Source organism: Treponema vincentii (assembly GCF_010365865.1).
In the GTDB taxonomy this organism is placed as follows: Bacteria; Spirochaetota; Spirochaetia; order Treponematales; family Treponemataceae; genus Treponema.
Genome location: NZ_CP048020.1, coordinates 2,542,394 through 2,565,683, shown reverse-complemented (window position 1 = coordinate 2,565,683; position 23,290 = coordinate 2,542,394). Strand labels below are relative to the sequence as shown.

Annotated in this window: 24 protein-coding genes and 1 tRNA gene; 22 read left to right on the top strand and 3 right to left on the bottom strand. The window is 43.3% G+C overall.

What is annotated here, in order from left to right:
* Positions 1-41 precede the first annotated feature (41 nt).
* A complete protein-coding gene (locus tag GWP43_RS11985; protein ID WP_162664346.1) occupies positions 42-2,429 on the top strand; it encodes a tetratricopeptide repeat protein in 2,388 nt (795 codons plus the stop codon).
* 28 nt (positions 2,430-2,457) lie between these two features.
* On the opposite strand, the gene GWP43_RS11980 is transcribed toward GWP43_RS11985, so the two are convergent.
* Positions 2,458-2,907 (bottom strand): Fur family transcriptional regulator, encoded by a 450-nt coding sequence (locus GWP43_RS11980; RefSeq protein ID WP_162664345.1) that lies wholly within the window; start codon positions 2,905-2,907, stop codon positions 2,458-2,460.
* A gap of 233 nt (positions 2,908-3,140) precedes the next feature.
* On the opposite strand from GWP43_RS11980, the gene GWP43_RS11975 reads away from it, so the two are divergent.
* The 4 genes from GWP43_RS11975 (at position 3,141) to GWP43_RS11960 (ending at position 6,663) form a co-directional block, all read left to right on the top strand.
* A complete protein-coding gene (locus GWP43_RS11975; RefSeq protein ID WP_162664344.1) occupies positions 3,141-4,445 on the top strand; it encodes a S1C family serine protease in 1,305 nt (434 codons plus the stop codon).
* A 13-nt stretch (positions 4,446-4,458) separates the two neighbouring features.
* Positions 4,459-5,865, top strand: a complete 1,407-nt coding sequence (gene radA / locus GWP43_RS11970) for a DNA repair protein RadA (RefSeq protein ID WP_162664343.1) — start codon at positions 4,459-4,461, stop codon at positions 5,863-5,865.
* 155 nt (positions 5,866-6,020) lie between these two features.
* A complete protein-coding gene (locus tag GWP43_RS11965; RefSeq protein WP_162664342.1) occupies positions 6,021-6,242 on the top strand; it encodes a hypothetical protein in 222 nt (73 codons plus the stop codon).
* Positions 6,226-6,663 carry a type II toxin-antitoxin system VapC family toxin gene (locus tag GWP43_RS11960; protein ID WP_162664341.1) on the top strand — a complete coding sequence of 146 codons (438 nt, stop codon included), beginning with the start codon at positions 6,226-6,228 and terminating at the stop codon, positions 6,661-6,663. The genes GWP43_RS11965 and GWP43_RS11960 overlap by 17 nt, the downstream gene beginning before the upstream one ends.
* An 8-nt stretch (positions 6,664-6,671) precedes the next feature.
* Here the strand turns inward: GWP43_RS11960 and GWP43_RS11955 are convergent, their stop codons facing one another.
* On the bottom strand, positions 6,672-7,427 hold the full coding sequence (locus tag GWP43_RS11955) for an SIMPL domain-containing protein (RefSeq protein WP_162664340.1): 756 nt from the start codon (positions 7,425-7,427) through the stop codon (positions 6,672-6,674).
* 105 nt (positions 7,428-7,532) lie between these two features.
* Between GWP43_RS11955 and GWP43_RS15070 the strand changes: the two genes are divergently transcribed.
* The 16 genes from GWP43_RS15070 (at position 7,533) to xdhC (ending at position 22,095) form a co-directional block, all read left to right on the top strand.
* A complete protein-coding gene (locus tag GWP43_RS15070) occupies positions 7,533-8,117 on the top strand; it encodes a DEAD/DEAH box helicase family protein (RefSeq protein WP_230977708.1) in 585 nt (194 codons plus the stop codon).
* Between the two features lie 4 nt (positions 8,118-8,121).
* Complete coding sequence (locus GWP43_RS11945) at positions 8,122-8,250, top strand: type I restriction-modification enzyme R subunit C-terminal domain-containing protein (protein WP_230977707.1); 129 nt, start codon at positions 8,122-8,124, stop codon at positions 8,248-8,250.
* 31 nt (positions 8,251-8,281) lie between these two features.
* Positions 8,282-9,157, top strand: coding sequence for a protein adenylyltransferase Fic (gene fic, locus GWP43_RS11940; RefSeq protein ID WP_162664339.1), 876 nt, complete (start codon positions 8,282-8,284; stop codon positions 9,155-9,157).
* 96 nt (positions 9,158-9,253) lie between these two features.
* Positions 9,254-9,835: a restriction endonuclease subunit S gene (locus tag GWP43_RS11935; protein WP_162664338.1), complete on the top strand. Its 582-nt coding sequence runs from the start codon at positions 9,254-9,256 to the stop codon at positions 9,833-9,835.
* Between the two features lie 15 nt (positions 9,836-9,850).
* A complete protein-coding gene (locus GWP43_RS11930) occupies positions 9,851-10,588 on the top strand; it encodes a restriction endonuclease subunit S (RefSeq protein WP_162664337.1) in 738 nt (245 codons plus the stop codon).
* A 76-nt stretch (positions 10,589-10,664) separates the two neighbouring features.
* Positions 10,665-11,393 (top strand): DUF5986 family protein, encoded by a 729-nt coding sequence (locus tag GWP43_RS11925; RefSeq protein ID WP_162664336.1) that lies wholly within the window; start codon positions 10,665-10,667, stop codon positions 11,391-11,393.
* A gap of 8 nt (positions 11,394-11,401) precedes the next feature.
* On the top strand, positions 11,402-12,562 hold the full coding sequence (locus GWP43_RS11920; RefSeq protein WP_162664335.1) for a helix-turn-helix domain-containing protein: 1,161 nt from the start codon (positions 11,402-11,404) through the stop codon (positions 12,560-12,562).
* Complete coding sequence (locus tag GWP43_RS11915) at positions 12,559-13,143, top strand: hypothetical protein (RefSeq protein WP_162664334.1); 585 nt, start codon at positions 12,559-12,561, stop codon at positions 13,141-13,143. The genes GWP43_RS11920 and GWP43_RS11915 overlap by 4 nt, the downstream gene beginning before the upstream one ends.
* Before the next feature lie 2 nt (positions 13,144-13,145).
* Positions 13,146-14,081, top strand: a complete 936-nt coding sequence (locus GWP43_RS11910) for a Kiwa anti-phage protein KwaB-like domain-containing protein (protein WP_162664333.1) — start codon at positions 13,146-13,148, stop codon at positions 14,079-14,081.
* Between the two features lie 414 nt (positions 14,082-14,495).
* Complete coding sequence (locus tag GWP43_RS11905) at positions 14,496-14,993, top strand: N-6 DNA methylase (protein ID WP_230977706.1); 498 nt, start codon at positions 14,496-14,498, stop codon at positions 14,991-14,993.
* A 153-nt stretch (positions 14,994-15,146) separates the two neighbouring features.
* Positions 15,147-15,219, top strand: a tRNA-Thr gene (locus tag GWP43_RS11900).
* Positions 15,220-15,354: 135 nt separating this feature from the next.
* The gene (locus GWP43_RS11895; protein WP_162664332.1) at positions 15,355-16,638 is read left to right on the top strand and encodes an amidohydrolase family protein; all 1,284 of its coding nucleotides are present in this window, start codon (positions 15,355-15,357) and stop codon (positions 16,636-16,638) included.
* Between the two features lie 2 nt (positions 16,639-16,640).
* The gene (ade, locus tag GWP43_RS11890; RefSeq protein ID WP_162664331.1) at positions 16,641-18,398 is read left to right on the top strand and encodes an adenine deaminase; all 1,758 of its coding nucleotides are present in this window, start codon (positions 16,641-16,643) and stop codon (positions 18,396-18,398) included.
* Positions 18,399-18,408: 10 nt separating this feature from the next.
* Positions 18,409-20,706, top strand: coding sequence for a xanthine dehydrogenase subunit XdhA (gene xdhA / locus GWP43_RS11885; protein WP_162664330.1), 2,298 nt, complete (start codon positions 18,409-18,411; stop codon positions 20,704-20,706).
* A 1-nt stretch (position 20,707) separates the two neighbouring features.
* Positions 20,708-21,589, top strand: coding sequence for a xanthine dehydrogenase subunit XdhB (gene xdhB / locus GWP43_RS11880; RefSeq protein ID WP_006188014.1), 882 nt, complete (start codon positions 20,708-20,710; stop codon positions 21,587-21,589).
* Between the two features lie 2 nt (positions 21,590-21,591).
* Positions 21,592-22,095, top strand: a complete 504-nt coding sequence (gene xdhC / locus GWP43_RS11875; protein WP_162664329.1) for a xanthine dehydrogenase subunit XdhC — start codon at positions 21,592-21,594, stop codon at positions 22,093-22,095.
* A 151-nt stretch (positions 22,096-22,246) separates the two neighbouring features.
* On the opposite strand, the gene GWP43_RS15320 is transcribed toward xdhC, so the two are convergent.
* Positions 22,247-22,372 carry a hypothetical protein gene (locus GWP43_RS15320; protein WP_269138860.1) on the bottom strand — a complete coding sequence of 42 codons (126 nt, stop codon included), beginning with the start codon at positions 22,370-22,372 and terminating at the stop codon, positions 22,247-22,249.
* A 29-nt stretch (positions 22,373-22,401) separates the two neighbouring features.
* Between GWP43_RS15320 and GWP43_RS11870 the strand changes: the two genes are divergently transcribed.
* Positions 22,402-23,244: an AraC family transcriptional regulator gene (locus tag GWP43_RS11870; RefSeq protein WP_162664328.1), complete on the top strand. Its 843-nt coding sequence runs from the start codon at positions 22,402-22,404 to the stop codon at positions 23,242-23,244.
* Positions 23,245-23,290 lie beyond the last annotated feature (46 nt).

Below are 23,290 nucleotides of genomic sequence, written 5' to 3'. Positions count from 1 at the left end.
AATAAAAAAAAGCCGATACATAGGATGGAAACGAGGTTGTTATGATTTGTATTTATTTTGAAATTCCCTATGAACGGCAGCTATTGAGAATTGCTCCATTTGAAATACAAAAATTATTGAATACCATCGCGGAATCGGCTGAAGCAAACGGAGCCTCCTCATTTAAGATTTCGTGTGCTTCAATCTACTGTTTTAGCAGTGACGAAGTTGCCCCGATGTTTTCCGCTAATTTATTTTTGCAAAATTTAGCCGATTTATTGCGCGTTTATAAAAGGCGGGTTGTAGATTATCGCGTTATTATCGATTGCTGTGGAGAAACGGATTCCGAGGATGTTATCGCAGATTATTTTGCCGCTTATAGAAGCACCCTTGTGCCAAGCCGTAGCTTTTTTGCCTCCGCGCAAGCAGAACAGCTTTTGAAAGCCTATATCCGGTTCGAATATGTACCTAAGGTAAAACTTTACTACAGTGCCGATTTTATCGTACCGAAAACGGCTCATACCGAAACGGCGAAAACTCCGTGCTGCCTCTACGTTTCGAGTACCGGCACATGGATACACGCGCTGTATCATTTTATGCTTGTACATCCTCTTACTGAGTACGCGGTAACAGCAGCACTCTCGAAAGACGAACAAGTTCAATACGAAAAAGTTCAACATGTGCAGTATTATTTCCGTCGGAACCGTTTTTGTGCTGATTATCCTGATTATTTTATCGACGCGTTTTTATTATATACACGTCTTTATTTTCAGGCCTTTGTAAAAAGTTATCATACTACCGAATTAACGGTTATATATACCGAAAAAAATGCGGAGGCAGCAAATCATCTGATAAGTGTACTCCCCATTACCGCCCATACCGAACTGATGTCGGAAAAATCGATGATGTTTGACGGCTTATCGACTGATTTTTTACAACTTGCTTATCTTACAATATATGCACCTTTATTTATCTTTGACGATGAAATGTCGGAGTTTTTCCTTTCACTGCATAAAAGCGCCCCGTTTATTACAAGTTTGTATGAGTGGATGTATGCAGTTGGTATTACCGAGGTTAAAAACGATTTGTACTCGGTAAGCCCCTTGACTACCGATCGATTGGAGCAGCGGCTTGGAATAGAAAAAAACAAGGCAAAACGGTATATAGCCAATTTCCTATGGGGTAAATATAAGAGAGGGAGGTTATGTCCCGATGAAAACCTGAAAGCTATTTTTGGTATGCTTCAATTTGTTCCGGAAGATCAATTTATGCTGCATCATTTCTTCCACAAGTACTCGGATAAGGAAATTCCTCAGATTGATATCAGCCCCTTTAAGTCTGCGGTCTTTTTTCCCGCTCTCGAAAGTTACCAAAAAGCATTAAAAATCAGGGAACAAAAAAATATTAACGAAGCGGTTTATGCAGTAAAGAAAGCGGTCAGTTCCGCCCAAGCGCATACGTTTCCCGCAGGAGAGTATCGCGCTCTTTCATGTGTTGCTTTTTTGCATTTATCTCAAAATAAAATAGAAGATGCTGTTACATACTTTCAATACGCGCTTGATATTGCCGAAGCACTGAACGATAGCAATTTTATATGCGAGGCATTGTTTAACCTCGGTATCAGTTGCTTTTTACAGAATAGTTTACATACTGCTGAAAATTTTTTCGATCGACTCTTACAGGATGCAGAGAACTATTTTGAACAGCCTAAAAAAATACCGTGCTTGTTCATGCAGGGGAGGGTAGCATTGCAATTAGGTGATTACGGCAAGGCGGAACTGTTATTTCAAGAGGCGGAAAAAGCAGCTTCGAAGCACTTCCAAGAATGGGTACCTCTTTGCAGGATTTGGTATGCAAGAGCATTATCCCAAAAGGGGCAAACAAGTAAGGCACAGCCGATACTCATTACAAACCTCGATAAGTCTCCCGATGCCCGCTTATTTTTGATTGAATCATTTTTGTTTGCACCTATTCTTCGCGATGAACGTGCCGAGATACAGGTTATCCCCGATGCATTTGCCGTACCATTTGAACCGTACCAGAGTGGTTTTGTGCTTGCAGAGGAATTAGTCTGGGGACAGCTGTACGGTAAACCGGCAATGCAGATATGCTATACCGCTTTTGATAGCTATTATCGATTTAGGCTTACAGCGGACTTATTGGAAGACTCTGCTCCGACATATCTGCAACAACTCGAAGACACTGCACGGGATGCACTTAAAAATCATGATATGTACGCTTCGATATATTCGTATCTTTGTTATGATGCGATTCGCCGCAGGGAGGGAAATACCTCCGATACCGCGAACGGATATTTAAGCCGATCGTTTAAGGCGTTGCAGAACTGTATGGATACGATGACGGAGAATACGGTGCGCGATAAGTTTATTTTCCGTAATGTGTGGAATGCGAAACTTTATGCTGCGGCGCAAAAAAACAAACTGATTTAAGGTTGCCGCTTTTTTGAATTAAAATATGTTATGGAGCTTTTGTCTGTGAAGCCTGTGCTTCCTCTTCGGCTTTGCAGGTGGGACAAAGGCCGGTAAGTTCTATACTGTGTGATGTCATGGTAAAGCCCGTTTCGGATAAGATCTGATTTTCCAAATCGTGCAGTGGACAGACGGCAATGTCAGCCGAAGCCTTGCATTTACTGCATACGATTCGGTGGTGATGCTCTGTTCCCTGTTGAGAGGCAATCTGAAAATAGGCTTTTCCGTTGGGATGCATACTTTTTGTTACAAAACCGGATTCGGCAAGTGTATGCATTGTTCGATATACCGTCGATAAGTCGATTTGCAGATCTGCCCCGCAGGCTTCATGCAGCTCTTCGACGGAGAAAGCCTTATCCTTATCTTGAGATAAAATACTGATGATTAAGTTCCGTGCTTTTGTTTTGCGCAACTTTTTTGTAACGAGCGGGTTTTCCATACTTTTTGTGTCCTACGCACTATCTATTCGATAGATCGATTATATCGGAGAATGTTCTTTTTTGAAAGGGCAAAAACTCAGTGTTTTTGGAATTCCGCATAAGGAAGAGTGTGTATATTTTAGAACAATAAAGAAGCTTTAAAAAATAATCCGATATGTTTATTTTTCTGTCTGTCTATTGGCGGATGGTCTGTTTTTTTGTATATTTATTCGTGCGTATAAGGGGATCGTGTATGAAGCTTTATAGTAGAAGACAACTTATTCTTTCCGCAGTCGTTGCAGGCTGTTTTATTGCACTTGCCGCTTATGGGATGGGCTTCTATTTGGGGCACGGAACAAAAACGCCGCAGGGGGATGCCGCAGCCGAGCTTGAAGCATTGGCGGAAAGTAATACCGCCCTCACACAACAGAGCGGCGGGCAAATTGACGGTGTAGAAAATGCCGGTGACGGGAGCGTGTCTGTCTTAGAAGCAGCGGGGCAAACAAGCCCTTACCTGACAGCTACCGCGGAACCGGCGGGCCGTTACACCGCAGAAGAGAAGCAAAATATTTCAGTGTACGAAAATACCAACGATGCGGTTGTTAACATCACCACGGAAACGGTCGGGGTAAACTGGTTCCTTGAACCGATTCCGCAGGAAGGCGGTTCCGGTTCGGGCTCGATAATCGACAGTCGCGGCTACATCCTTACCAACACGCACGTTATCGAGGATGCAACAAAGATATTCGTATCCCTTTCGGACGGCAGCCAGTACAATGCCAAGGTGATCGGCGTAGACCGTGAAAACGATCTTGCTGTGCTCAAATTCGACCCGCCTGCAAACACGCAGCTTACAACGATAAAATTCGGCGATTCTGACGGGCTCAAGGTAGGGCAGCGGGTACTCGCAATCGGGAACCCCTTCGGCTTAACACGGACGCTGACGGTCGGTATTGTGTCCGCCCTCGGCCGCCCGATTCAAACCGATAAAAACGTCATCATCAAAAATATGATTCAAACCGACACGGCAATCAATCCCGGTAATTCGGGCGGGCCGCTCCTCGATTCGGACGGCAAGATGATTGGCATCAATACGATGATTTATTCCACGTCGGGCAGCTCTGCGGGAGTCGGCTTTGCGGTACCCATCAACACAGCCAAGCGGGTTGTATCCGAGATTATCAAGTACGGAAAAGTTCGGCGCGCGTCCATCGATGCGGAGCTGGTACAGCTGAATGCTTCGATTGCAAACTATGCGGGGCTGTCGATACAGCGCGGGCTATTGGTTTCCCGTGTTAAAAAAGATAGCAATGCCGAAAAGGCGGGACTTCGCGGTGGAGCGAATGCCGTCCGTTACGGTATCGGGAAGCGCGCTGCGGTTATCTATCTCGGTGGCGACATCATCACTGAAATTGCCGGGCAGGCTGTCAGCAACCTCAGCGAATACTATGCTGTTTTGGAAGATAAAAAACCGAACGAGAGTATTGCCGTAACGGTGCTCCGCGGAAATAAGACCGTAAAATTGACGCTTACCCTTTCCGAACGGAACGATGAATAGGTAACGAAGAAAAATGGCAAAAAAGAAAGCCGGCGGACGGATATTCCGGTGCAGCTCCTGCGGGTACAGCCAGCCGAAATGGCTCGGACGTTGTCCGGGCTGCGGCGAATGGAATACCTTTGAGGAGCAATTCCAAGAAGCGGACTTTACCCCCGGCTTTGCTTCAAGCGCCGCTGCCGTGCGGCAAACGGACGAAGCGCATCCTATCCCGCTTGAACAGGTGGAGGTGCACGATACCGTCCGCATTACAACCGGCATTTCTGAATTCGATCGGGTGCTTGGCGGCGGTGCAGTAAAGCGCTCGGCCGCATTAATCGGCGGCGAACCCGGTATCGGAAAGTCGACATTGCTCTTGCAAGCGGCAGCTGCCACAGCAACCGGAGCGGTAGGGCAGCGGACGCTCTATGTTTCCGGGGAAGAGTCCGCCGGTCAGATACGCGGCCGTGCAGACCGGCTTGACATTCCGCTCAAAAATATCGAATTGCTCTGCACCAATTCGGTGGAAAATATCGAAAAAGTATTGAATAATCTCAATCCGCTTATCGTCATTATCGATTCGGTACAAACGCTCTTTTCCCCGCAGGCGGGAACCATCCCAGGTACGATCAATCAGCTTAAATACTGCGCCAACGAATTGGTGCAGTGGGTAAAGGAGCGGGATGCAGTGCTCTTTCTTACCGCTCATGTAACAAAGGAAGGCGTCATCGCAGGGCCGAAGGTTCTGGAACACATGGTCGATACCGTTATCTCTTTTGAGCGGAACGAAGATGATGTGCGGTTTCTCCGCGCCCTTAAAAACCGCTTCGGTTCGGTGGACGAGCTGGGGATTTTCAGGATGGATGAAAAAGGCTTGGCTGCCGTACAGGATCCCGCCGCGCTGTTTATTATTCAGCGGCAAGGTGAGCTGCCTGCCGGGTCTGCGACCGTGCCGGTGTTTGAAGGCAGTCGCGTATTTATGGTAGAAATTCAGGCGCTTACGGTTCCCGCTAAAGGCACGATGACGCGCGTATTCTCCGATAAGATAGATTCCGCACGGGTCAGCCGCGTCGCCGCCGTATTGGAAAAACGGATAGGCTTGCGGTTCTCCGATCAAGATATCTATATCAATGTCGCCGGCGGCATCCGGCTGCGGGAACCGGCTATCGATTTGGCTTTAGCGCTTGCGCTCTACTCTGCGCGAACGGATATCCCCGCGCGTAAAAACGAAGCATTTATCGGAGAGCTCAGTCTTGCCGGTGAGATCAGACCGGTGCGCCGCTTAAAGCCGCTGATTAAAACCGCGCAGAGCCTCGGCTTTACCCAACTCTATGTCCCGGCAGCCGCCGGCGACGGCGATGAGCCCGAACCTGCAATGCAGGGCATTTCCCGCGTAGAAAACCTCGCCGAAACAATCAAGCATGCGTTCGGTGCGGGGAAGTAAAGGTCTCTTGTGTTCTGCTGTGACTGTGTGGAATCACTGCCATTCGTGGAGAATATGGTAAGACTGCCTGATGTGTTCACCCTGGCGGCGGTTATAGCAACTTATGCTTAAATTTGCTATAACCGTGTTGATTAGAAATGCCCAAGGAGCTATTTATGCTTGCAGTAAAAGGAATTATTCGTGGCAATACGGTCGTTTTGGATGCAGCGGCTGTTCGAGAATATCAAGGTAAAACAGCTCTGGTAACCATTATTGACGATGTTGCTATATCTGAAAAAACTATTGGCGTAAACCTTGACATGTTTGTTAAACCGACCGAAAGAGGAAAAAATGCGGATATTTATCTAAAGGAACTGAGGAATGGCGATCGGGTATAACAAAATCTTTGTTGACACCGCAATTTTTATCTATTATTTGGAAAAACATCCACTTTATTTTGATACTGCAAAAGCATTTTTTGAGAGCTGTATAAAAAGCGGCAAAACAGTACTGACTTCTGTAGTAACAGTACAGGAATATTTGGTTTATCCGTATATGCAAAGCGATCAAGCGCTTATTGAAAATTTTAATAGATTCCTAACTGCATGTGGAATCCATGTTATCGATATTACCCGGCCAATTGCTGAAAAAGCAGCTGAAATCCGTGCAGAATTGCATTCGCTTAAAGGGATGGACGCACTCCAGCTTGCATCTGCTTTAATTTCCGGCTGTGATGCATTTTTTACCAATGATGTTCGTTTATGCCGGTACGATAAACTTTTCTGCCTTACGCTTGATATGTGGAAGCAATCACCTTAAATTTAAAATTACCTCAGCTCAAATACCATCTCTATTTGCGCGTCAAAGAGAATCTTTCCGATTGGAGTACCGCCTGACTCCGAAGTGCCTCCAGCTGTCTGCGCGTACGCAACTCGATTTTGCACAGCGATATTGTATCTGTTTCCATTCCAATCGGAATAAGAGGGAGCTTCCGAAATGCGGATAATTTTACCGAGTGAAGGTTTATGATTGCCGCTTGATGCCGCTTCGCATAGAAGCTGCGCTTTTTCTTCCGCAGCTTTTACAGCATTGCGCCGTGCCTCATCCTTGTATTTTTTAACGTCTTTTGTAGAAAATCGGACATCGTTAATCCGGTCGATACCGTTATTCACTAAATCCGTTAAGAACGGTTCATAATTATCCAAGTTTGTAATCACTGCTGAAATATTCTGAGTAATTTCATAATAGAGGAATTTAGGCGTATCGGCATTGTAAGAGTATTGGGGATGAATGGTAAGGTTTTCCGCTGTAACGTCTTTTTGTTCGATGCCGTACTGGTTGAATAGTGTGTTCGTTTTTTGCATCGCCGTATCGTGACGCTGTTTTGCTGCGGTAAGGTCATTTGCCTGCGAAACAATTGAAAAAGAGATCATTGCTTGATCGGGTGAAACGTACACGGTTGCTTTGCCAACGACGCTGATGCAATGTTCTTGCGCGACGTTCTTTTCAGTACAAGCCGTACTTAGCAGTACAGTGCAAACAGTAATTAATGATAAAATAATTGAACGGATGTATTTGTTCATAGGATCTCCTAACTAAGATAATCGAATCAGGACTGCCTGATATGTGTTGCATTATATCACAATCTTTTCACTATATAAATGAAGAAAGCCGTGCTATAATAAATTATGGTTTCTAAGAAAGCGTTATCGGAACGGGATACCATCAATAGAACGGCAGAGGCGATTGCCCGCGGAAAAAACCGTCTCCTGCTTGTTATGGCAACGGGAACCGGTAAAACGTATACGGCATTTCAGATTATCTATCGCCTTTGGAAATCAAAAATTAAAAAGAGAATTCTGTATTTAGCTGACAGAAACAACCTTATAACGCAAACTAAAAAAGGTGACTTTAAGCATTTCAAGGATAAATGCCATATTATCAAACAGAAGAAAATCGATACATCGTATGAAATCTACCTTGCCTTGTATCAGGGACTAACCAATTATGACGGCTTTTTGGCTCCATACAAAGTGCTTCGCGTTGGAATGAATGTCGATTCGTGCGGAGGGTTTCATACCCCGGCGCTCTGCGCCGTAATAAAGGGGATGAAAGCCGACTGCAACCACCTTATAAGAACAACACCCCCGATGCTCTGCGTCAGGAGTGTTGATTTGGAAGACTACCGTCCTAAACGCGGCAAGACGGATGTAAACGGCGAAATAATAGAAGACCGCCTCTACATATGTAGAAACCGGTATAGAGAATATTGAAGAAATGCAGGTGTTTACGATAGAGCCTTTGAAGAATCTGGGAACACCGGCAGAAATTGTAAAAATATTCGGCGGCAAAGAGAAGTATCTGGCTGCGCTCAAGGAACTTGAGAATGAAATATATGCGGCGTAAGATACTGCACGAATAAGATATAAGGGACAAGATGGATAAAATATCAATTAGGTTTTTTAATGATACGGAAGTTCGCGCTGTTTGGGATGAAGAGAATTCCAAATGGTGGTTTAGTGTGCTTGATATTATCGGGGTCTTAAACGAACAACGCGAATACGAAAAGAACCGTAACTACTGGAAATATTTGAAGGCAAAGCTCAAAAAAGAAAATAATCAACTGGGTAGTGTTACTACCCAGTTCAAACTTACCGCTCCTGACGGGAAAAAACGTTTATCAAACGTCATTGATTATAATCAGGTAATAGAGCTTGCAAAAAATTTTCCGAACAATAAATCCGTGCCGTTTATCCAGTGGTTTACCTATTCTGAAGAAACAATAGATGCAAAAAGTAAAACAAAGGCATACGCACTTTTTGAAAGTTCATTGCTGGATAGTATTGAAGTTGGGACGATACAGGGATTACAGCAGATTCATGCCTATCTTTTTGGAGGGCTCTATGATTTTGCCGGTAAAATCAGAACCGTAAATATTTCAAAAGGCGGTTTTCAGTTTGCGGCAGCAGAGTTCCTTGAACAAAATCTTGCCGGAATAGAGAAAATGCCGGATACAACGTTTGAACAGATCGTAGAAAAATATGTCGAGATGAATATCGCCCATCCTTTCCGTGAAGGTAACGGAAGAACAACAAGGATATGGCTGGATTTAATCCTTAAGCGTACATTAAAAAAGTGCATCGATTGGAGCAAAATCAATAAAAGAGAATATCTGGAAGCTATGGCGGAAAGCGTAATCGAGTCAAGCAAAATAAAGGTTTTGCTGCAGAATGCTCTGACGGACAAAATCAATGACCGTGAAATGTTTATGAAAGGGATTGATTATTCCTATTATTACGAAGAAGCGGAGTAATATGTACCATTTTCCGAATGTTTGGTACATATCTGTGCTATATATCCCAAAAAGGAGTATAATTGGGACATGATGGATTTACTGAAGGAATAGAAGATGGGAAAATGGAAGAAAGTTAGGATTGGGGAGTTCCTGACAGAACGGCAAGGCCGATACAAACCCGATGATAACGCTATCGTAACATATAAACGCCTCGATAAAATAGATTTTTCCGGAACAATTCATATTTCCGAAAAACCTTCTAAAACTGATATGATTATTGTTCAGCCGGGTGATTTGGTTATTTCCGGAACTAACGTGGCAAAAGGGGCTATTGCAGTATATCAGGGAGTGGAACCCGTTACAGCAACAATCCATTATTCTTCATATATATTCGATGATTCAGTTGTTGATTTAGAGTATTTTAAATACTTTGTCAAAAGCCCCGCTTTTATCGAAACACTGAAAAAACAAGCAAAAGGCGGAATAAAGACTGAAATAAAGTCGAAAGTATTTTTACCGTTAGAAATATCACTTCCGGATTTACCAACACAAAAGCAAATTGTAAAAAGAATTTCTGTAAATCTAAAACGAGTAAATGAACTGGCAAAAGAAATAGAAACTCAAAAAGGATACGCGAAACAGCTCCGCCGGAATATTTTACAGGATGCTATAGAAGGCAAACTTACCGCTGATTGACGTAAAGAACATCCGGTGCAGAAAGGCAATCCCGACTACGATGCAGAGGCTTTGTTTGAGCTGATACAGAAGGAAAGGAAAGTTGATAAAAAACGGAAAGCGTTACCGCCAATTCTTGATGCGGAAAAACCTTTTGAACTTCCTACCGGGTGGAAGTGGGTGAGATTGGGGGAGATAAGTGAAAGCTGCCTTGGTAAAATGCTTGATGGAATTAAAAATCAAGGGATGCCAAGAAAATATTTACGAAATTTAAATGTGCGTTGGTTTGATTTTGATTTATCAGATCTACTTGAAATGAAAATACGAGATGAAGAACTTTCAAGATATTCTGTTAAAAAAGGAGACTTATTGATTTGTGAAGGAGGATATCCCGGGCGTTCTGCAATATGGAATGAGTCCTACAGTATTTGTTTTCAAAAAGCTATTCATAGAGTTCATTTTTTTTCAATGGCTGACATGTCTATTATATTTAATTATTATCTTTTTTATTTATGTGAAACTAATCAAATTGAAAGGTATCTAACGGGAGAAGGTATCAAACATCTTACCGGTGTTAAATTAAAGCAAATGATAATTACTTTGGCACCTAGTCAAGAGCAGGCAGAAATAGTTAGCCGAATGAAAAAACTTTTATTAGAAGTAGAGCAATTAGAAAAAGAAATCACACAACGAGAAGAATATACAAATCAACTAATGAGAAGTATCTTGCAAGAGGCTTTTGAGGAGAAGTGCGGTTTGATTTTACATTTTTAATAGGAATATGCTTGACAAATTTTAAGTTTTGTGTAAATCTTTTTTATAAAAGATGTTCTAAAAGGGGAGGGGCTTTATGAAAACAGATTTTTATCAGAATATTTATTCTGCAATTTCTCAATCAATTAAGGAAGATTTAGAATCTTATACAAGCACAAGAAGTTTAGTAACTCAAAATTCAAGAAACTTTCTAAAATGGGATTTAATAAACACAAATATTTACGAGAAGCTGCAAAATAGCAATATTGAAGTAGAAATTGTAAAAATGGGAGGGTGGAAATTTCTACTTCTTTTAGATAAAGAAAATAATACGTTATTTTCTTTAATGACTGCAAAACGATATGAAAGTATTTGTAGTAATGTTTCAAAAAATGCACCGTTATATTTACAGTCTTTAGTCGAATTAAACCAACAATTAGGTTTAAATTCACCATTTTTGTTTGATTGTCATAATCATAGTCCTATATTTGAAAATTTATTAAATGATCTGTGCAAGCCATTTTTTAATCATGTTCCTAATTTTTCAAAAATAGTATATAAATTGATTACATTTAATACAAATCAATTTGATGATGTGATTGGTTTAAATTTGCTAACTTTGGATGTTAACTTAGATGTATTAAACACAGAAGACCTTTTTGATAATATTATGCCAGAATATCAAAATAACATTGAGCAGGTTGCTGAGAAGGAAATTTTAAAACCTATCTTGAAACTCTCCGATAAAAGTAAGCAGAGAATTGGCGAAAGATATAATCTCTCTCTAAAAAGTAAAAATGACAATCTTGAAAATAAAAATGCCTAGGAAAATATATGTTACAATTTAATGGGGATAGAATAAAATTCGCCCGAATATATAATGGACTAACAGTTAATGAACTAGCAACTCAATTAAGTATTTCTCCACAGGCAGAGTCTCAATATGAGATGGAAAAAGTTGCTCCTCAGTTTGATAAATTGTTATTGCTCTCTAAAATACTTAATTTTCCAATAGATTTTTTTCTTCAAAACGATGATATTTTAATTAAATCAGGCTCATCATATTTTCGTTCCCTAATGAAAACCCCTAAAAAATATAGAACTGAACAAAAAGCAAAAATACACTTACTTGCAAAATTGTATTCTATTATGCATGAATATATAGAGTTTCCATGTTTGGACATACCTACTGATATTGAAAGTTATAGTTCTCCAGAGGAAGCCGCAAATTATTTAAGAGAATATTGGGCGATTGGGAGTGAACCTATTCGTAATTTATTACGTTTGTTAGAAGCGAAAGGGATTATTATAACGTCATATGAAACATCCACAACTGATATAGATGCATTTAGTCAGTTTTTTAAAATAAATGGTCAAGAAACTTTTTTTATAGCATATTCAAATAATAAGACTTCTGCTGCCAGAATAAACTTTGATTTAGCGCATGAATTAGGCCATATCATTCTTCATAATTGGAATGAAGATACAGAAGAGATCACAAGAGAAGAATTTAAAAATAGAGAAAAACAAGCCAATGAATTTGCAGCAGCATTTCTTTTACCAAAAATTTCTTTTGCAAGAGAAGTTTATCTTTTTCCAACAGAATTATCCCATTACATAGAGTTAAAGAAAAAATGGAGAGTTTCAATAGCCGCTATGATTCATAGAGCTTGCGCGCTTGGAATAATTACTATGAATCAGTATCAATATATGATTAGAATAATGAATAAAAAAGGATATAGGGAGTTGGAACCTTTAGATAATCTTCTGGAGATCCCTTATCCTTGTCTTTTAAAAGATGCTGTTGAGTTACTAATCGGTAATAATATATTTACAAAAAAAGAATTACTAGAGGAATTTTCAAATTTTGGTTTTTCGATGAATTCTGATGAAATCGAAAAATTATTTGCATTAGAAAAAGGATACTTATCTGAAGAAGAAAGTATAGATTTTTCTCCAGTAACTTTAAAATTACAAAAAAGAAGAATAAAATGAAGATCAAATTGATGATTCAATCTTTATCGCCCTTGGCTCTTCTAACAATAATAAGAAATTATGCTTTTATCTGGACGGATGACCTAGGGAATAAGTATAACATTAAACAAATCCTTAGTAATAATTCTTTTTTATTAATTGTCGATTTAGTTTGTCTTTTATGGATTTTATTATCAATATGGTTTTTTGTAGAGTTTAAAGCATTTTTTTATGCTAATACTCAAGAAGGAGATACTATTACTATTCATAAAGAAAAAACAGATGAAAGTTTGAATTTCTTTATAACTTTGATATTACCTCTTGTTATCGATAATGTAGGTACATGGCAAGGAATGACCGTTTTTTTTATCATACTAATAATGATTTGTATTCTTTTAGCAAAAACCAATCTTTTTTATGCAAATCCAATTTTGACTATTTTAGGTTATCATATTTTTGAATTTACTTTTGACAAAGAGGAAATAACTCAATGTATATGCATATGTGATAAAAAGTCTTCATCTATTTTATTAGAAAAAGGAAAAATTGCACCGGTTTACAGACAAATCACAACCAATATTTATTTCATTAAGGAAAGGTAAAAATGACGCAAGAAGAAGTTAAAAAATGGATTCATTCTATTTTGATTGATGTTAATTTTGGTATTGATTTGTTTACTGTACTTAAAAATAATGAAAATTTTGAAACCAGAAAGATGTTAATTAATCCCAAACTGTACGAACTTATAAAGCAAAAAATATTATCTTTTTCACAAAAAGATATTCTTTCTGAAGATTTTGAGTTAGATATAGCAAAAAATATTGCAACATCTAGAAATATTTTTTATGAAATTATCCAAAGTAATTCATATAGGCCGTTCTCTTTTATTAATATAAATTTAGAAAAAGTTAAAAATTATACAGAAAAAGAAAAATTACGATTAACAGGGTTTCTTATAAGAATTCATAGAAATAATAATCTATTTTGGATTTATCAACATAAATATCCTACAACCTTAATCAAACGAGATAGCTCGTTATTTGCAATCCTAAATGGGAATGTTTATGAGCCATTGGAACGTGATATTGTAAAATTTGAAGATAAAGCAGATATTTATATTATTAATAATTCCATTATTACAAAGAAAATCAATATTATGCAGAATATTTTCGGTTTCGAAGAATATATAAGAATCGAGGCATCGAAAACGGTTGATCAAATAAGATCGGTTGATATAGTTTCTGATCTTTCACAGCTAATTAACTTATTAAATAAGCCAAAACTTACTGTCGCAAAAAAATTGATGAAAGCGAAAGATTCTCCTGTAACAAAAATTCCAAAAGAAATACTTTTAACGCGTATTAAAACACATGATTATTATAGTAAAAAAATTTTTATAGACAAGGATAACAAGAAAATAGTAATAAAGTCGCAAGTTCAGGCAAAGGAATTTTTAAAAATGCTGAATGATGATATTCTGTTCTCAAAATTAACAGAAAATGATTATACCTCAATTGATAAAGAAATATTAAAAAATTAAATCCTTATTCTATTGCGAATTTCCCGCAGTAGCGGCACGAATGTCTCTGGTTCCAAGCAGTAGCGACGTTTTTTGCTTTTGCAAAAAACTCGCGTCCAGCGGGTGCCATGGATGTCAAGTTCAGAACCGCCATGGATGGCGGTGGTTCCACTCAGTAGCAAGTTTTTCGTTAGAAAAACTTGTCGTTGAGCAATGTACAAGGATGTACATTGCTCAACAGCGTTAGGGATTGGAGGGGCACACCGTAGGGGTGTTCCGGAGCGCAGCGGAGGAATGATAACCCCGGAAAGCCCGACCGCCGCTTGCGGCGGGAACGCCCAAATGAAAAAGTAACAGGAGTATATATGCCGAATATTGGTGGAATTATAAAATCATTGCAAAATATTATGCGAAAAGACCCGGGAGTTTCGGGGGATGCGCAGCGCATTGAATAGCTGGAGTGGATGGTTACGCTTAAAATTCTTGATGACAAAGAAGCAGAGAATCCGGCAGGAGTTTTTAGAACAGTGTAATGTGCACACGATTGTGCGTTTGCCTAACTCCGTGTTTCAGCCCTATGCAAGTGTTACCACGAATTTGTTGTTCTTTACAAAAGGCGAGCCGACACGGGACATCTGGTACTGGGAGCATAAACTGCCGGAGGGGCAGAAATCCTACTCCAAAACAAAGCCTATTCAGAAGAGTGAGTTTGAGCCGCTGAAAGCATGGTGGAATAGCCGTGTCGAAAATGAACACGTCTGGAAGGTCAGTATTGAAACCTTAAAAACCAACGGCTATAACCTGGATATAAAAAATCCGTATATAAAGGAAGAACAAGTAACCCACACCACGGCGGAATTGCTGGAGCTGCTGCACCAGTCATTTATGAAAAGCGATGCGCTGTTAGTGGAGTTGAAGGAAGGGCTGCGATAGGGGCATTACCAGAATAGGATACGTATGCTCATGGCAACCGTATCAGAAATATTTTAAACGCTCTCCTTGACGTAACGGTTCTTTTTCCGTATACTATTCAGACTTTGTCTGAGGAAGCCTTTTTTGGTAAACTCGGCTCAGGTTGTTTTATTTGCCAACTTAGCTCACCTGGCAGAGCAGCACCCTCGTAACGTGCAGGTACTCGGTTCAAGTCCGAGAGTTGGCTTTTTTATCTTTTTTCTTTTAATTTCTTCACTAATCCTTATATATTGTGAGACATCCTAAAAAAAAATTAGTTTTTTGCGTTTTTTTGCTTGTTTTTGCGGTGAACCGTGCTATACTGGTACAAGGGTATTGCAGTATGAGTCAGACACAGTTTGTCGTTAAGGGTGATTTTGTATCAGCCGTAACAAAAGACCGTCTTGTAGCGCATCCTCATGCGTATGCGTTGTGCGAAAACGGAAAAATAATCGATTTTGTTACCGCATTGCCGGAAGGATCATGGGAGCATACCCCCTGTTTTGATTTTTCCGGTATGCTGATTGTCCCTGCCTGTGTTGACTTACACGTTCATGCGCCGCAGTATGCGTTCCGCGGCATGGGGATGGAGCTTGAGCTCATCGATTGGCTGAATACCTATACCTTTCCCGAAGAAGCGAAATATGCCGATGCGGATTACGCTTTGCAGAGCTATCGGCTTTTTACCGATGACCTTGAAGCGAGTCCGTCCTGCCGCGCGGTAATCTTCGGTACCATTCATAATAGCGGCAACCGCGTGTTGACGGATTTACTAAAAGCTAAAAAGATGCCGTGCCTCGTCGGCAAGGTGAATATGGATCGGAATGCGCCCGACTACTTATGCGAAACGGCAGAATCTTCTTTTGCCGCGACCCAAGCCTTTGTTGATTCATTTAAAAATGATGATACCGTTGCTCCTATTATAACGCCCCGCTTTGTACCTTCGTGTACGCCCGCTTTAATGGATAATCTCGGCAAGTTGGCAGCAACCCGGCACTTGCCTATACAGAGCCACCTTTCGGAAAATAAAAAAGAAATCGCATGGGTGAAGGAACTTCATCCCGAATGCAAAAACTATGCTGAGGTATACGATCGCTACGGTCTTTTAACCGATAAAACCATTCTCGCTCATTGTGTGCACCCTACCGACGAAGAAATAGAATTACTGATTCGGCGCGGCACGTACATTGCGCATTGTCCCGAATCGAATATCAATTTAACCAGCGGCATTGCCCCGATCGCGCGGCTTTTGGATGCGGGCGTTCATATCGGGCTCGGCTCAGATGTGGCTGCCGGTTCTCAACTGTCTCTTTTTAAAGCGATGATGTCGGCGCTTCAAGTTTCAAAAATGCGGCGGTATTTTTATGAAGGAGAGCGTGCGCTTTCCGTATCGGAGGCCTTATACCTTGGAACGAAAGGCGGCGGTTCCTTCTTCGGGGATACCGGCAGCTTTGAAAAAAACTTCTGGTTTGACGCAGTAGTGATCGATGATACACAGTTGAGTGCACGTACCGATTTTTCCGTTGAGCAGCGGCTGGAGCGTGCGCTCTATTTGACGGAACGGCACAACATGGTTGCAAAATTCGTACAAGGCCGTTGCGTATGGGATAAACGGGAGGAGATATAACTATGGATGAAAAAAGGTTTATCGATATTGCGGCAGGGCGGGTAAAAGCCGATCTGGTGTTAAAAAACGCTTTTGTGCTTAATGTATTTACCAAAGAGTTTATTAAACAGGATGTTGCGATAGCGGACGGCTATATCGCCGGAGTCGGACAATACGAAGGCGTTGTAGAAAAAGATTTAACCGGTAAGTTCGTGTGCCCCGGACTTATCGATGCGCACTTGCACATTGAGTCCACGATGGCGTCTCCGCGGAATTTTGCTCGCCAAGCGCTTCGTTGCGGTACAACCGCCGTTATTGCCGACCCGCACGAAATTGCCAACGTCGCGGGCGTTGACGGTATCCTCTATATGCTGGAGGATGCGCGGAAGGCGGTGTTTGCCGGTACGAACCAGCCGCTTGTTTCCATCTATTTTATGATTCCTTCCTGCGTGCCCGCTACCGATTTTGAGCACACCGGCGGCGCGATTACCGTCTATGATATAGAAAAGCTATTGGACGAACCGAATGTACTCGGCCTTGGCGAGATGATGAACTATCCGGCAGTCATCGGCGGGGATGAAGCCGTATTGAAAAAGATATCCGCCGCTCGGGAAAAGAAAAAGATATGCGACGGTCATGCGCCGTGCGTGCGCGGCCGCGATTTACAGGCATACTGCGCCGCCGGTATCCGTACCGATCACGAATGCGCTTCCTACGATGAAGCATTTGAAAAATTGCAGCAGGGAATGTACATCCTGATACGCGAAGGTTCTTCCGCGCAGGATTTGGAGCCAATTGTACGTGGAATGCTGGAGCATAAAACCGATACAAGCCGCTTTGCGTTCTGTACCGACGATAAAAAAATGAGCGACATTTTAGCGAACGGACACATCAATAATAATGTACGCAAAGCGGTGTCGCTCGGCCTATCGCCGGAGGATGCGCTGTGTATGGCGAGTTTCCATGCGGCGCAGTGTTACGGTTTGACCGGAATGGGCGCGATTGCTCCGCGCTACCATGCGGACATTGTCGTATTTGACGATACTTCGGATTTTTCAATCAATTCGGTATATAAAGCCGGTATCGAAGTTTCCACCGTTCCGATGGCGCAAGAAACGGAAACCGCAAAGGCCGGTGAACCGTCTTCGTTCTCAATTCAAAGAATTACCGACAGCGTACATGTTGTTCCCGTTTCCCGAAGCGATTTTAGTTCCGATCACTTTATGCCGTCCGGTTCCGATAATTTCCATGTTATCGGAATGCAGCGGGGAACCCTTTTTACGAAGCATCTGGTATTTCCGCGGCAGGAATGCGCCGAGATGCTCAAAGAAGGGAAGCTCTGCTATTTGGCGGTGCTGGAGCGGCACAAGAATACCGGCAATATCGGTCGCGCTTTGCTGCACGGTTATGGAGTGTCGAATGGAGCTATCGCGTCGAGTATCGGGCATGATTCGCACAATATCATCGTAGCCGGTTCCAATGCGGCCGATATGCACCGTGCCGTTGAAGAAGTAGTCGATATGAAAGGCGGCGTGGCTGTTGTACAGAACGGTGCGGTGCTCAGCAAGTTTGCGCTGCCGATTGCCGGTTTGATGAGCGCTATGGAACCGGTGCAGCTCGCCGACTGTATTCACGACGCAGCCGAAAAAGCGCATACTATCGGCGTATATCCCGAAGTTGAACCGCTGATCGGATTGTCGTTCCTTGCGCTGCCGGTTATCCCCGAATTAAAATTGACGGATTCCGGTTTGTTCGATGTAGTAAAATTTCAATTTATATAGGGAGGTAAAAATGATAGTTGGAAAGGCGGTGCCCCGTGTCGATGCTTACGATAAGGTAACCGGCAGGGCAAAGTATGTTGACGATTATTTTCACAGTGATTTTTTAGTCGCAAAGGTATTGCACAGTACCATCGCGAACGGGCTGGTAAAAAAAATCGATACAAGCGCTGCGGAGAAAATTCCCGGTGTGGTTAAGATTGTTACCTGTTTCGATGTGCCGGACATTTGTTTCCCGACAGCGGGGCACCCGTGGTCTACCGAGGAGGCACATCAGGATATTGCAGACCGCAAGCTGCTCAACAAAAGAGTACGCTTTTACGGGGATGATATTGCTGCCGTTATTGCGGAAGATAATGTGGTCGCCGAACGCGCGTTAAAGGCTATCACCGTTGAATATGAAGAATATCCTCCTATTCTGGATGTGCATCAAGCGATGTCCCCCGAAGCAACCGTTTTACACGAAGCGTTCCCGGGCAACGTGCTGAAGCATACGGTGTTTAGCGTGGGCGAGTATGAGGAAACGCCGGATGATCCCGATACGGTCATGTTTGAAGGCGATTATGCCGTATCTCCGATTTCGCACTGCCATATCGAAAATCCCGGCTCGTATGCCTATATGAAGGGCGGAAAGATTATCGTGGTGTCTTCCACGCAGCTGCCTCACATTTGCCGCCGCGTATGCGGACAGGCGCTCGGTATCGACTGGGGAAAGATACGGGTTATCAAGCCGTATATCGGCGGCGGCTTCGGCAACAAGCAGGATATCCTGTATGAGCCGCTGAATGCCTACCTTTGTACGGTGGTCGGCGGACGGTGCGTACAGCTGTCCGTTTCGCGGGAAGAGACCTTTATGTGTACCCGCACGCGCCATGCAATGGAATTCCACATGAAGACAACAGTGCGGAAGTCGGACGGCAGGTTCATTTCGCGCAAAATGCTCTGCTATTCTACGAAGGGCGGTTACGCTTCGCACGGACACGCCATTACCGCGAATGCCTCCAACGAGTTTAAGCAGCTCTATTCGGCTGAAAAGGGAATCATTTCCGAAGCGTACTCCGTGTTTACCAATCATATTACCGCAGGGGCTATGCGCGCGTATGGGATTCCGCAAGCGGATTTTGCCCTTGAATCTTTTATGGATGATATGGCGCTCAAACTGAATATGGATCCTGTTGATTTGCGGCTCAAGAACTGTATGCGGGAAGGATACGAAGACCCTGTTACAAAGATTAGAGCAAACTCGGATGGGCTCTATCAATGCTTGCAGAAAGGCCGCGAGGTGTTCCACTGGGATGAGTTGCGGAAAAAGTATGCAAATCAAACAGGGCCGGTGCGCCGCGGTGTCGGAGTTGCCTGTTTTAACTACAAAACCGGCGTTTACCCCATCTCGCTCGAAACCGCCTCCGCCCGTATTGTGCTCAATCAGGACGGCAGTATTCAAATTCAGATGGGCGCAACGGAAATAGGGCAGGGCGCCGATACGGTGTTCTGCCAGATGGCTGCCGAAGTGCTTTCGCTGCCGATGGATAAGGTCTATATTTTTTCCGAACAGGATACCGATGTCAGCCCGTACGACAGCGCGGCCTATGCTTCACGGCAAACGTATGTCAGCGGTAAGGCAATTAAAAAGACCGCCGAATCGCTTAAACGAAAGATATTGGACTATGCGGCGTGGATGCTCGATATGAAGGCCGATGAACTTGATCTGCAGCATGAAAAAATTATCGTCCGCAGTACCGGCGAAGAGCGGCTCACCTTGGAAGAGGTCGCAATGGAAAGCTGCTATAGTATGAAGGAATCCAATCACCTCAGCGCGGAAGAAACATCGCATTGTACCGATAACTGCTTCTCGTTCGGCGCAACCTTTGTTGAGATTGAGGTTGATATTCCTGTCGGCAAAATCAAGGTATTGAATATTTTGAACCTGCACGACAGCGGCACGCTTATCAATCCGCAGCTGGCAGCAGCTCAGGTACACGGCGGCATGGGAATGGGAATCGGCGCTGCGACTGCCGAACAGATGCTCTACGATAAGAAAGGCAAGCTGCTGAATGGGAACCTTTTGGACTATAAGCTGCCGACGGCGATGGATCTTCCTGATTTACACGAGCTGTTTATCGAAAATGCCGACCCCACCGGCCCCTTCGGGAATAAATCTTTGGGTGAGCCGCCGATTATTTCGCAGCCGCCGGCAATCCGCAATGCGCTGCTCCATGCCACCGGCGTTGCCATTAACAAGCTGCCGCTTAATCCTCAGCGGCTTTTTGAAGCGTTCAGCGAGAGCGGGCTGCTGAAGGAGGTAATCTAATATGTACGATATGGAAAGTTTTTATCAAGCGACATCAATCGCCGATGCCGTAAGCGCCTTAGTCCGTACCGAAAACCCGGTTATCCTTGCCGGCGGTACCGATGTGCTGATTCAAATGCGGGAAGGTAAACTTGCCGGACGGAATGTCGTGTCTATTTTCGGCATCCCCGAATTGCGCGGCGTGAGCATAGACGAAGAAGGTACTATCCGTATCCGTCCGCTGACGGTCTTTAGCGAATTAACCGGAAGTCCCATCGTGCAAAAGCACTTACCGATGCTCGGCTATGCGGCCGATCAGGTCGGCGGGCCTCAGATACGGAATATGGGAACGGCAGGCGGGAACATCTCCAACGGTGTAACGAGCGCCGACACCGCGCCGAGTCAGCAATGCTATAACTCGGTTGTCGAAATTACCGGCCCGGACGGCGTGCGGCTGGTTCCCGTACAGGAATTTTACGTCTCCGCCGGAAAGGTGGTACTGCAAAAAGGCGAGTTGGTAACCTCATTCCTCATTAAAAAGAAGGACTACGAAGGCTTTACCGGCGATTACATCAAGTATGCGATGCGTAATGCGATGGATATTGCGAACTTGAGCTGCGCCTCCCTTGTAAAAACCAAACGGGAAAACGGCGCCTTAAAAATCGACGAAGTGCGTATGTGTTTCGGTGTTGCCGCTCCGGTACCGCTCCGCTGTAAAAATACCGAGGCTTTTTTGACCGGTAAAGAAATCAACGATGCATTATATGAAGGCTTGCAGGAAGTGCTTCTCACGGATATCAATCCCCGTGACTCGTGGCGCGCGTCAAAAGCGTTCAGAGTTAATACCGCCAAGCAAATAGCGGTGCGATCTTTACGGAAAGCTGTCGAGCGGCAGGAGGTGTGAGCATGTTAAAAATTATTAGTATGAAGGTGAACGGAAAGCAGTGCGAGCTTGCCGTTGATGTTCGGGAATCGCTTGCCGACGCGCTTCGCAATAGGCTTGCGTTGACCAGTGTTAAAAAAGGCTGTGAAGTAGGAGAATGCGGCGCCTGTACCGTGTTGGTGGATGGAGTGTCCGTTGACAGCTGTATTTACCTTGCAGTCTGGGCGGACGGCAAGAGTATTTTGACGGTTGAAGGCTTACAGGGCGAAAACGGAGAACTCAATCCGATACAACAGGCCTTTATCGATGAAGCAGCGGTTCAATGCGGCTTCTGTACACCCGGCCTTATTCTGACGGCGGTAGAAATTGTCGGCAGCGGAAAGCTGTATACACGGGAGGAGCTGCGTAAGCTTATCTCCGGACACCTCTGCCGCTGCACCGGCTACGAAAACATCCTCCGCGCGGTCGAAAAAGCGATGAAGCAAAATCTTGAAAACCTTGAACAAATGAAAAAGGCAGGCGCGTAAGACTCGGACTTGAGTATTGGGCGCCGCTAAAAAACAATGTTGATTGTCAGCCGCTAAGATGGCGCCGCTAAAAATCGTAAGCCTATCCGAGATGATGTTTTTCATAAGTTTTGGAGTACCAATAACTTATGAAAAACATTGTATGAAACGCCTATTTTTTATGCAGCTTTTTTACTGTGTGCTGTACTTGTTTTTGCGGCTGATGATGATATAGAAGACACATCGCAGCCGCTTTTTTTTGTACGATAACTATCGGGACGGCTGTTTTTATATGCATTATACTCTCCGTAGGTTTTGGAGCAAAAGATGAATATCATTCAATCATTTAACGGAACGATGGCTTATATTGAAAGAACTATTGAGACAGGGTGTGATGAAGCGGAGATTGCGCGCATTTCCGGTTATTCCTATCCGCTATTCAGCAGAATTTTTTCGATATTGGTCGGGTATCCTTTAAATGAATATCTCCGTTTTAGAAAACTCAGCAGAGCCGCCGCCGATTTGCGCAATACCGATGCTAAGATTATCGACATAGCATTGGCGTACGGCTATGAATCGCCTGATTCTTTTGCAGCTGCGTTTAAAAAATTCCACGGCGTCAGTCCGAGCGCGGTTCGGAACGGAAAAGAATTTAAATCATTTGCTCCAATTAAATTATCTTTAACCGTCAACGGAGGGCAAACTATGGAAGTCAAAATTGAAAAAAAGAGCGGATTTACGCTTGCAGGCATTCAAGTCGATGCGGATCTAACCAGTGATTTTCCGAAAGTCTGGAACAGCCTTTTTGGAAAAGCTTCGCACGAAGAACTTGCAAAACTCGGAAACGGCAGGAGCTTCGGCATCTGTTCCGAGGTAAAAGACGGCAAAACGTTTACCTATGCAGCGGCGTATGATTGCCGTGACGCACAAAAGGCGACCGAACTCGGCTTGTCGGTGATGCACATCCCTGAAGCAGAATACGCAGTAGTCCAGCTGAAAGGCCCCGTTCCCGACTGCATCCACAAAGGCTGGAAGTATGTTATGGAAACCTTCTTTCCCGAACAAGGGTACTGTCATGCCGGTACTCCCGACTTTGAAGCATATTCGGAAGGAGATATGTACAGCAAGAATTACATGATGGAGCTATGGGTGCCTATTGTAAAGGCATAAGGCTGTGAATTACTCTTCCTCCGCAGTCCTGCATACGAGGTTGCTG

Coding starts and splice junctions, on each gene's coding strand:
- GWP43_RS11985 (WP_162664346.1), top strand. CDS start 42: ATGATTTGTATTTATTTTGAAATTCCCTATGAACGGCAGCTATTGAGA.
- GWP43_RS11980 (WP_162664345.1), bottom strand. CDS start 2,907: ATGGAAAACCCGCTCGTTACAAAAAAGTTGCGCAAAACAAAAGCACGG.
- GWP43_RS11975 (WP_162664344.1), top strand. CDS start 3,141: ATGAAGCTTTATAGTAGAAGACAACTTATTCTTTCCGCAGTCGTTGCA.
- radA (WP_162664343.1), top strand. CDS start 4,459: ATGGCAAAAAAGAAAGCCGGCGGACGGATATTCCGGTGCAGCTCCTGC.
- GWP43_RS11965 (WP_162664342.1), top strand. CDS start 6,021: ATGCTTGCAGTAAAAGGAATTATTCGTGGCAATACGGTCGTTTTGGAT.
- GWP43_RS11960 (WP_162664341.1), top strand. CDS start 6,226: ATGGCGATCGGGTATAACAAAATCTTTGTTGACACCGCAATTTTTATC.
- GWP43_RS11955 (WP_162664340.1), bottom strand. CDS start 7,427: ATGAACAAATACATCCGTTCAATTATTTTATCATTAATTACTGTTTGC.
- GWP43_RS15070 (WP_230977708.1), top strand. CDS start 7,533: ATGGTTTCTAAGAAAGCGTTATCGGAACGGGATACCATCAATAGAACG.
- GWP43_RS11945 (WP_230977707.1), top strand. CDS start 8,122: ATGCAGGTGTTTACGATAGAGCCTTTGAAGAATCTGGGAACACCGGCA.
- fic (WP_162664339.1), top strand. CDS start 8,282: ATGGATAAAATATCAATTAGGTTTTTTAATGATACGGAAGTTCGCGCT.
- GWP43_RS11935 (WP_162664338.1), top strand. CDS start 9,254: ATGGGAAAATGGAAGAAAGTTAGGATTGGGGAGTTCCTGACAGAACGG.
- GWP43_RS11925 (WP_162664336.1), top strand. CDS start 10,665: ATGAAAACAGATTTTTATCAGAATATTTATTCTGCAATTTCTCAATCA.
- GWP43_RS11920 (WP_162664335.1), top strand. CDS start 11,402: ATGTTACAATTTAATGGGGATAGAATAAAATTCGCCCGAATATATAAT.
- GWP43_RS11915 (WP_162664334.1), top strand. CDS start 12,559: ATGAAGATCAAATTGATGATTCAATCTTTATCGCCCTTGGCTCTTCTA.
- GWP43_RS11910 (WP_162664333.1), top strand. CDS start 13,146: ATGACGCAAGAAGAAGTTAAAAAATGGATTCATTCTATTTTGATTGAT.
- GWP43_RS11905 (WP_230977706.1), top strand. CDS start 14,496: ATGCGCAGCGCATTGAATAGCTGGAGTGGATGGTTACGCTTAAAATTC.
- GWP43_RS11895 (WP_162664332.1), top strand. CDS start 15,355: ATGAGTCAGACACAGTTTGTCGTTAAGGGTGATTTTGTATCAGCCGTA.
- ade (WP_162664331.1), top strand. CDS start 16,641: ATGGATGAAAAAAGGTTTATCGATATTGCGGCAGGGCGGGTAAAAGCC.
- xdhA (WP_162664330.1), top strand. CDS start 18,409: ATGATAGTTGGAAAGGCGGTGCCCCGTGTCGATGCTTACGATAAGGTA.
- xdhB (WP_006188014.1), top strand. CDS start 20,708: ATGTACGATATGGAAAGTTTTTATCAAGCGACATCAATCGCCGATGCC.
- xdhC (WP_162664329.1), top strand. CDS start 21,592: ATGTTAAAAATTATTAGTATGAAGGTGAACGGAAAGCAGTGCGAGCTT.
- GWP43_RS15320 (WP_269138860.1), bottom strand. CDS start 22,372: ATGCATATAAAAACAGCCGTCCCGATAGTTATCGTACAAAAAAAAGCG.
- GWP43_RS11870 (WP_162664328.1), top strand. CDS start 22,402: ATGAATATCATTCAATCATTTAACGGAACGATGGCTTATATTGAAAGA.